Source organism: Streptomyces kunmingensis (assembly GCF_039533535.1).
Classification (GTDB): domain Bacteria; phylum Actinomycetota; class Actinomycetes; order Streptomycetales; family Streptomycetaceae; genus Streptomyces; species Streptomyces kunmingensis.
Genome location: NZ_BAAATS010000019.1, coordinates 1 through 7,739 on the forward strand (window position 1 = coordinate 1; position 7,739 = coordinate 7,739).

Below are 7,739 nucleotides of genomic sequence, written 5' to 3' on the forward strand. Positions count from 1 at the left end.
TCTCGGGCTTTCCTCCGGGCGCTTCCCTTCGGTCTTGCGTTTCCGACTCTATCAGATCTTTCCGATCCGATTTCCTCGGGCCTTTCTTCGCTTTCCAGAATTCCGCTTTTCGCGGTTTCCTTTCCGGCGGTTCCGACTTTATCAGAGATTCTGAGTCGGATTTTCCGGCCCTCCTGGGAACGTGTCCGGCACGGTAGGTGCGCGGTGTTCCCCTCAGGCGGAGCCGTAAACCTACTGGAGCGGGGCGCCCCGATGCAAATCGAGGTGCCCCGCTCCTTGAGTGCTTGGTCAGCCGCCTCAGACCTCGACGACGACCGGGAGGATCATCGGGCGCCGACGGTAGGTGTCCGACACCCACTTGCCCAGCGTGCGACGGATGAGCTGCTGCAGCTGGTGGGGCTCGACGACACCGTCCTGGGCCGACTTCTCCAGGACGTCCTGGATCCTCGGGACGACGGCGGTGAACGCCGAGTCCTCGATGCCGGAACCGCGGGCCTGGATGTTCGGGCCGCTGGTGATCTTGCCGGTGCTGGAGTCCACCACCACGAAGACCGAGATGATGCCCTCGTCCCCGAGGATCTTGCGGTCCTTGAGCGCGGGCTCGCCCACGTCGCCGACGGAGAGGCCGTCCACGTAGACGTAACCGGCCTGGACCTTGCCCACGATCTTCGCCTTGCCCTCGACGAGGTCGACGACGACGCCGTCCTCGGCGATGACGATGCGGTCGTGCGGGACGCCGGTGAGGGCGCCGAGCTCGGCGTTGGCGCGCAGGTGACGCCATTCGCCGTGGACCGGCATCAGGTTCTTGGGCTTGCAGATGTTGTAGAAGTACAGGAGCTCGCCGGCCGACGCGTGGCCGGAGACGTGCACCTTGGCGTTGCCCTTGTGGACGACGTTGGCGCCCCAGCGGGTCAGCCCGTTGATGACGCGGTAGACCGCGTTCTCGTTACCGGGGATCAACGACGACGCCAGGATCACCGTGTCGCCCGAGACGATGCGGATCTGGTGGTCGCGGTTGGCCATCCGGGACAGGGCCGCCATCGGTTCGCCCTGCGAGCCCGTGCAGACCAGGACGATCTGGCTGTCGGGGAGGTCGTCGAGCGTCTTGACGTCCACGACGAGGCCCGGCGGGACCTTCAGGTAGCCGAGGTCACGGGCGATGCCCATGTTCCGGACCATCGAGCGGCCCACGAAGGCGACCCGGCGGCCGTACTCGTGCGCGGCGTCCAGGATCTGCTGGATGCGGTGCACATGGCTGGCGAACGACGCGACGATGATCCGCTTCTGCGCGCCGGCGAAGACGCCACGGACCACGTTCGAGATGTCGCGCTCCGGCGGGACGAAGCCCGGGACCTCGGCGTTGGTCGAGTCGGTGAGGAGAAGGTCGATGCCTTCCTCGCCGAGCCGCGCGAAGGTCGGCAGGTCCGTGAGGCGGCGGTCCAGCGGAAGCTGGTCCATCTTGAAGTCGCCGGTGTGGACCACCATGCCCGCCGGGGTGCGGATGGCAACGGCCAGCGCGTCCGGGATGGAGTGGTTGACCGCGATGAACTCGCAGTCGAAGGGGCCGAGCCGCTCGCGGTCGCCCTCGGACACCTCGAGGGTGTACGGGCGGATGCGGTGCTCCTGGAGCTTCGCCTCGATCAGGGCGAGGGTCAGCTTGGAGCCGATCAGCGGGATGTCCGGCTTCTCCCGGAGAAGGTACGGAACGGCGCCGATGTGATCCTCGTGGCCGTGCGTCAGGACGATGCCCTCGACGTCGTCGAGGCGGTCCCTGATGGACGTGAAGTCCGGCAGGATCAGGTCGATTCCGGGCTGCTCCTCCTCGGGGAAGAGCACTCCGCAGTCGACGATCAGCAGACGGCCGCCGTACTCGAAGACGGTCATGTTGCGCCCGATCTCACCGAGGCCGCCGAGCGGCGTGACGCGCAGGCCGCCCTTCGGGAGCTTCGGCGGGGCGCCGAGTTCAGGATGCGGATGACTCAAAAGACTCTCCCTTAAGCACGCGCGCCACGTACCTGTAGGCACGTGGCGCGCGTGACGTTCGTGCAGTAGCAGTTGTTGGTGGTTCTTCGGTGTTGCTTGTGTTCTGTTGATTCAGTTGTGAAGTTCTGCGAAGTCGATGGCTAGAGCTGTACCCCGCCGGCGGCAAGATCGATCTTGAGCTGAGCCGTTTCGTCGGCGGTGAGCTCGACGAGGGGCAGGCGCAGCGGTCCGGCCGGCAGGCCCTGGAGGGACAGTGCCGCCTTCGTCGTGATGACGCCCTGCGTGCGGAACATGCCGGTGAAGACGGGGAGCAGCTTCTGGTGGATCTCGGTGGCCTTGTGCACGTCGCCCGCGAGGTACGAGTCGAGCATCGCCCGCAGCTCGGGGGCGACCACGTGGCCGACGACCGAGACGAAGCCGCACGCGCCGACCGAGAGCAGCGGCAGGTTCAGCATGTCGTCGCCGGAGTACCAGGCCAGGCCGGAGCGGGCTATGGCCCAGCTGGCGCGGCCGAGGTCGCCCTTGGCGTCCTTGTTGGCGACGATGCGCGGGTGCTCGGCGAGCCGGACGATCGTGTCCGTGTTGATCGGTACGCCGCTGCGGCCCGGGATGTCGTAGAGCATCACAGGGAGTTCGGTCGCGTCCGCGATCGCCGTGAAGTGGCGGAGCAGACCCTCCTGCGGGGGCTTGTTGTAGTACGGCGTCACCGTGAGCAGGCCGTGCGCGCCGGCCTGCTGGGCGGCGCGGGCGAGGCCGATGCTGTGACGCGTGTCGTTCGTGCCGACTCCGGCGACGACGTGGGCGCGGTCGCCGACCGCCTCCACGACGGCTCGTACGACGTCTGCTTTCTCCGCGTCGCTGGTGGTCGGGGACTCGCCCGTGGTGCCGTTGACGACCAGGCCGTCGTTGCCTGCGTCCACCAGGTGGGCGGCGAGCCGCTGCGCGCCGTCGAGGTCGAGTGCGCCGTCCGCCGTGAAGGGCGTGACCATGGCGGTGAGGACCCTCCCGAAGGGGGTCTGCGGAGTGGAGGTCGGAGCCATGGGTAACACGCTACTCGCTGCTCAGCGCCGGGTCCCCCCTCGGGGGATGCGACAAGTCACGACAAAGATGGAGCCCGGCACTGCCTGCTCGGGGGTTCAAGCAGTGCCGGGTCCGTTTGATCAGGCTAGATGAACTTTATGAAATGCCGCAATACGGACACTTCCACCGGCCCACCCGCACATCTGTGCCGCTGACACGACACGGTGATCAAGGGATGCCCTGGTCCAGGACTACGGCGCCACCCGGCCGTTGGCGTTGAACGCCGCATACGTCAGCGGCATGAGCTTGGCCCATTCCGCCTCCATCTTCTCGCCGACCATCTCGATCTCCCGCTGCGGGAAGGACGGGACCTTGGCCAGCTCGTGCTGCGTGCGCAGGCCCAGGAAGTGCATCAGCGAGCGCGCGTTGCACGTCGCGTACATCGAGGAGTAGAGGCCCACCGGGAGCACCGCGCGCGCCACCTCGCGGGCCACGCCCTCGGCCAGCATCTCCTGATAGGCCTCGTACGCCTGAAGGTAGGAAGACTCCATCGCGCGGCCCGTCAGCTCCTGCTGGGCCTCGGTGCCCTCGACGAAGCGGTACTTGCCCGGACGGCCCTCCTGCACGAGCTTGCGGTCGGCGTCGGGGACGTAGAAGACCGGCTCGAGCTCCCTGTACCGGCCCGACTCCTCGTTGTACGACCAGCCCACGCGGTGGCGCATGAACTCGCGGAAGACGAAGATCGGGGCGCTGATGAAGAACGTCATCGAGTTGTGCTCGAAGGGGCTGCCGTGCCGGTCCCGCATCAAGTAGTTGATGAGGCCCTTGGAGCGCTCCGGGTCCTTCGTCAGCTCATCCAGAGACTGCTCGCCTACCGTGGAGACGCGGGCCGCGAACAGCACGTCCGAGTCGCTCGCGGTGTGCTTCACCAACTCGACGGTGACGTCGCCTCGGAACGTCGGCTTGCGGTCTTCAGCAGGGGTTTCGGTCACGGTTAGGGGGGTCCTTCCCATCACTTCGCTCGGGCGGCGCCCACTCTACGGGCCACCACTGACAACCGGTCATTCGCGTGCTTCTCACGACGATCTGCGGCGAACGAGAGCGAACTTCAGATAATTCGGCGAAAGAGGGCACCTTTTGGGGCGTTCGCTCGTCTGTGTAGATGAACACACTTCGTTCGAACCCCTTGAGGAGAAGCACCGCCCATGTTTCGTCGGCGCGAGCCCGTACCGTTCGCCTTCATCGCCGAAGCCGACAAGTTCCGCAGTAACGTCACGCCGCCCGCGCGCGAGCGTCCCTCCGCAGGCCAGATCGCCGGCCGCACACTGGTGGGGCTGACCGTCGTGGCCGGGCTCGTGGGCTCCCTGTTGTTCGGGATGCCTGCTCTGTCGGCCGATCAGACCACCCGGCACGTCCAGCAGTCCGAAGCCTCCGACGGGCGCTGATTCGCCGCACTCGTCCGGACCCCCTGGGGTGGAAGGCCGGAGCACGCCTGGGTAGCCTCACCGGGCACAGCCCCCATCCAGCGTGGATCGAGTGAGGACCCGTCGTGCCCCTGCCCTTCCTGACGGCCGATCGTGCTTTTGACGAGGCCGCGGAGACCGCGCTGCCCTTCGACGACCGCGACCAGTGGCGCCGCCCCTACCGTCCGGGCCCCTACCGGGTCGGGGCGGCCGCGCTGCTGCTGCTCCTGGCGTCGTACGTGCTGTTCGCCGGGGTGATCATCGCCGCGGCCGGGGACACCACCGCGGCAGGGGTGTGCGGGGTGCTCGCCGTTCTGGTCATCGCGGCCGCGATGCGGCTGTTGCGCATGGGGACGTGGGTGTGCGCCCGCGGTCTGCGCCATGTCGGTTTCTTCAGGACGCGGACCACGCCGTGGGACGTGGTCGTGGCCGCGCGCACCGTGCAGCAGCCGGTGCGCTGGCTCGGGCTGCCGCGCACCGTGCAGGGGCAGGCGCTGGTCCTCGTACGACGGGACCGGCAGGGTGAGCAGACGGCTCTGCTGACGAGTCACAACGGAGACTTCCTCGGCCGCACCACCGCGTTCGAGCGAGCCACGGACAGCATCGAGGTATGGGCCGACGAGTACCGGCCCCAGCACTGAACCGCACCCCAGGCATGTGAAGGGGCCCGGACCGTCAGACGGTCCGGGCCCCTTCACCTGTGCCTCAGGCGCTCACCGAGCGGCCCTCCTGGAGCGCGATCGCTCGCTGCATCGCCTTCCGCGCGCGTGGGGTGTCCCGGGCGTCCTTGTAGGCGACGGCGAGGCGGAACCAGCAGCGCCAGTCGCCCGGGGTGTCCTCCGTCTCGGCCTTGCGCCGCCCGAAGACCTCGTCGGCGGAGTCGCGGTCGATGCGCCCGTACTGGTCGCGGCGCAGTTCGTCGACGGGCAGCCCGCCCTCGGCCTCGAGAAGCTCGGCGAGGCGGTTGGCCTTGCGGACGAACTGCGTGTTGGCCCACAGGAACCACACGCCGATCACGGGCAGGATCAGCACCGCGATGCCGAAGGTGACCGTCAGCAGCGTGCCCTGCCGGATGAGCATGACACCGCGGTCGCCGGCCAGGACGAAGTAGACGACCAGGACGGCGGCCGTGACCGCGTAGGTGATTTTCGCGCGCATCGCCGCAGTCAGCCGTTCAGATCGAGGAAGTGTTCCAGGCCGAAGGTGAGGCCCGGAGTCGTCACGACCTTGCGGGCGCCCAGGAGGATGCCCGGCATGAAGCTGCTGTGGTGCAGCGAGTCGTGGCGGACGGTCAGCGTCTCGCCCTCGCCGCCCAGGAGGACCTCCTGGTGGGCGAGGAGGCCGCGCAGCCGCACGGAGTGGACCGGGATGCCGTCCACGTCCGCGCCACGCGCTCCGTCGAGCGCTGTCGTCGTCGCGTCGGGCTGCGGGGCGCTGCCCGCCTTCTGCCGGGCCGCGGCGATCAGCTGAGCGGTGCGGGAGGCCGTGCCGGAGGGGGCGTCGACCTTGCGCGGGTGGTGCAGCTCGATGACCTCGACGGACTCGAAGTACGGGGCCGCGACCTCGGCGAACTTCATGGTCAGGACCGCGCCGATGGAGAAGTTCGGGGCGATGAGCACACCCGTCCGCGGCGAGGCCGCCAGCCACCCCTGGAGCTGCGCGAGGCGGTCATCCGTCCAGCCCGTCGTGCCGACGACGCCGTGGATTCCGTGGCCTACGCAGAACTCCAGGTTCTCCATGACGGAGTCGGGCGTGGTCAGCTCGACCGCGACCTGGGCGCCCGACTCGACGAGGACGTCCGGCTTGTCGCCACGGCCGAGGGCCGCGACCAGTTCCATGTCCTCGGCGGCCTCGACGGCCCGTACGGCCTCGGAGCCGATGCGGCCCTGGGCCCCGAGAACCGCCACGCGCAGCTTGCTCATGTCTTCCCTGATCCTTACGTAGATGGACGTGGGTGGCTTTACGCGACCGCTTCGTGCAGGCGCGCGGCCTGCTTGTCCTTGAGCGGGCCGATGACCGACAGGGACGGGCGCTGTCCCAGGATGTCGCGTGCGACCTCGCGCACCTCGTCCGGGGTCACGGCGGCGATGCGCGCCAGCATGTCGTCGACCGACATCTGCTCGCCCCAGCACAGCTCGCTCTTGCCGATGCGGTTCATCAGCGCGCCCGTGTCCTCCAGGCCGAGCACGGTGGACCCGGCGAGCTGGCCGATGGCCCGGCTGATCTCGTCGTCGCTCAGCCCGTCCTGTGCGACCTGGTCCAGCTCGTCGCGGCAGATCTTCAGGACGTCGTGCACCTGGTTCGGGCGGCAGCCCGCGTACACGCCGAACAGGCCGCAGTCCGCGAAGCCCGAGGTGTACGAGTACACGCTGTACGCCAGGCCGCGCTTCTCGCGGACCTCCTGGAAGAGGCGGGACGACATGCCGCCGCCCAGCGCCGTGTTGAGTACGCCCATGGCCCAGCGGCGCTCGTCCGTGCGGGCCAGGCCCGGCATGCCGAGGATGACGTGGGCCTGCTCGGTCTTGCGGCCGATGACCTCCATCCGGCCGGCCGCGCGCAACGTCTTGCGGCCCGCGCGCGGGCCGATCGGAGCCGCGGGTGCGCCGTTCAGCGCGCCGGCCCTCTCGAAGGCGGCGCGGACCTGGCGTACGACCTTGTTGTGGTCCACGTTGCCCGCGGCGGCGACGACCAGGTGGGTCGGGTCGTAGTGCTTCTTGTAGAAGCGGCTGATCCGGCCTCGGTCCAGCGCGTTGATCGTGTCGACCGTGCCGAGGACCGGGCGGCCGAGGGGCGTGTCGCCGAGCATCGTGTGCGCGAACAGGTCGTGCACGCAGTCGCCCGCGTCGTCCTCGGTCATCGCGATCTCTTCGAGGATCACGCCGCGCTCCGCGTCGACGTCCGCCTCCTCGATGAGGGAGCCGGTCAGCATGTCGCAGACGACGTCTATGGCCAGCGGCAGGTTCGTGTCGAGCACGCGCGCGTAGTAGCACGTGTACTCCTTCGCCGTGAAGGCGTTCATCTCGCCGCCGACCGCCTCGATCGCGGCGGAGATGTCGAGGGCGCTCCTGCGGGAGGTGCCCTTGAAGAGGAGGTGCTCCAGGTAGTGCGTCGCGCCGTTCAGCGTGGGCGTCTCGTCGCGGGAGCCCACGTGCGCCCAGATCCCGAAGGTCGCCGAGCGGACGGAGGGCAGGGTCTCGGTGACGATGCGCAGACCGCTCGGAAGCGTGGTCTTGCGTACGGTGCCGGCGCCGCCTGTGCCCTTGATCAGTGTTT

Annotated in this window: 8 protein-coding genes; 2 read left to right on the plus strand and 6 right to left on the minus strand. The window is 68.6% G+C overall.

Going from position 1 to position 7,739, the window contains the following annotated elements:
- Window positions 1–297: 297 nt before the first annotated feature.
- The 3 genes from ABD366_RS24360 to thyX form a co-directional block, all read right to left on the minus strand.
- Window positions 298–1,983 carry a ribonuclease J gene (locus tag ABD366_RS24360; RefSeq protein ID WP_324768140.1) on the minus strand — a complete coding sequence of 562 codons (1,686 nt, stop codon included), beginning with the start codon at window positions 1,981–1,983 and terminating at the stop codon, window positions 298–300.
- Between the two features lie 140 nt (window positions 1,984–2,123).
- On the minus strand, window positions 2,124–3,023 hold the full coding sequence (gene dapA, locus ABD366_RS24365; RefSeq protein WP_324768138.1) for a 4-hydroxy-tetrahydrodipicolinate synthase: 900 nt from the start codon (window positions 3,021–3,023) through the stop codon (window positions 2,124–2,126).
- A 231-nt stretch (window positions 3,024–3,254) separates the two neighbouring features.
- Complete coding sequence (gene thyX / locus ABD366_RS24370) at window positions 3,255–3,995, minus strand: FAD-dependent thymidylate synthase (RefSeq protein WP_324768136.1); 741 nt, start codon at window positions 3,993–3,995, stop codon at window positions 3,255–3,257.
- Between the two features lie 213 nt (window positions 3,996–4,208).
- Between thyX and ABD366_RS24375 the strand changes: the two genes are divergently transcribed.
- Together ABD366_RS24375 and ABD366_RS24380 are read left to right on the plus strand one after the other, a co-directional pair.
- Window positions 4,209–4,448 (plus strand): hypothetical protein, encoded by a 240-nt coding sequence (locus ABD366_RS24375; RefSeq protein ID WP_324768134.1) that lies wholly within the window; start codon window positions 4,209–4,211, stop codon window positions 4,446–4,448.
- A gap of 104 nt (window positions 4,449–4,552) precedes the next feature.
- Window positions 4,553–5,107 carry a hypothetical protein gene (locus tag ABD366_RS24380; RefSeq protein WP_324768133.1) on the plus strand — a complete coding sequence of 185 codons (555 nt, stop codon included), beginning with the start codon at window positions 4,553–4,555 and terminating at the stop codon, window positions 5,105–5,107.
- A 64-nt stretch (window positions 5,108–5,171) separates the two neighbouring features.
- Here the strand turns inward: ABD366_RS24380 and ABD366_RS24385 are convergent, their stop codons facing one another.
- The 3 genes from ABD366_RS24385 to ABD366_RS24395 all read right to left on the minus strand — a co-directional run.
- The gene (locus ABD366_RS24385; protein WP_324768132.1) at window positions 5,172–5,624 is read right to left on the minus strand and encodes a hypothetical protein; all 453 of its coding nucleotides are present in this window, start codon (window positions 5,622–5,624) and stop codon (window positions 5,172–5,174) included.
- A gap of 8 nt (window positions 5,625–5,632) precedes the next feature.
- Window positions 5,633–6,388: a 4-hydroxy-tetrahydrodipicolinate reductase gene (dapB, locus tag ABD366_RS24390; RefSeq protein WP_324768131.1), complete on the minus strand. Its 756-nt coding sequence runs from the start codon at window positions 6,386–6,388 to the stop codon at window positions 5,633–5,635.
- Window positions 6,389–6,426: 38 nt separating this feature from the next.
- On the minus strand, window positions 6,427–7,739 hold a 1,313-nt coding region (locus tag ABD366_RS24395), incomplete at its 5' end, for a M16 family metallopeptidase (protein ID WP_344442448.1).

What these genes read in the sequence shown, in the direction of transcription:
- dapB (WP_324768131.1), bottom strand. Translation starts at nt 6,388, where the DNA reads ATGAGCAAGCTGCGCGTGGCGGTTCTCGGGGCCCAGGGCCGCATCGGC.
- dapA (WP_324768138.1), bottom strand. Translation starts at nt 3,023, where the DNA reads ATGGCTCCGACCTCCACTCCGCAGACCCCCTTCGGGAGGGTCCTCACC.
- ABD366_RS24385 (WP_324768132.1), bottom strand. Translation starts at nt 5,624, where the DNA reads ATGCGCGCGAAAATCACCTACGCGGTCACGGCCGCCGTCCTGGTCGTC.
- ABD366_RS24375 (WP_324768134.1), top strand. Translation starts at nt 4,209, where the DNA reads ATGTTTCGTCGGCGCGAGCCCGTACCGTTCGCCTTCATCGCCGAAGCC.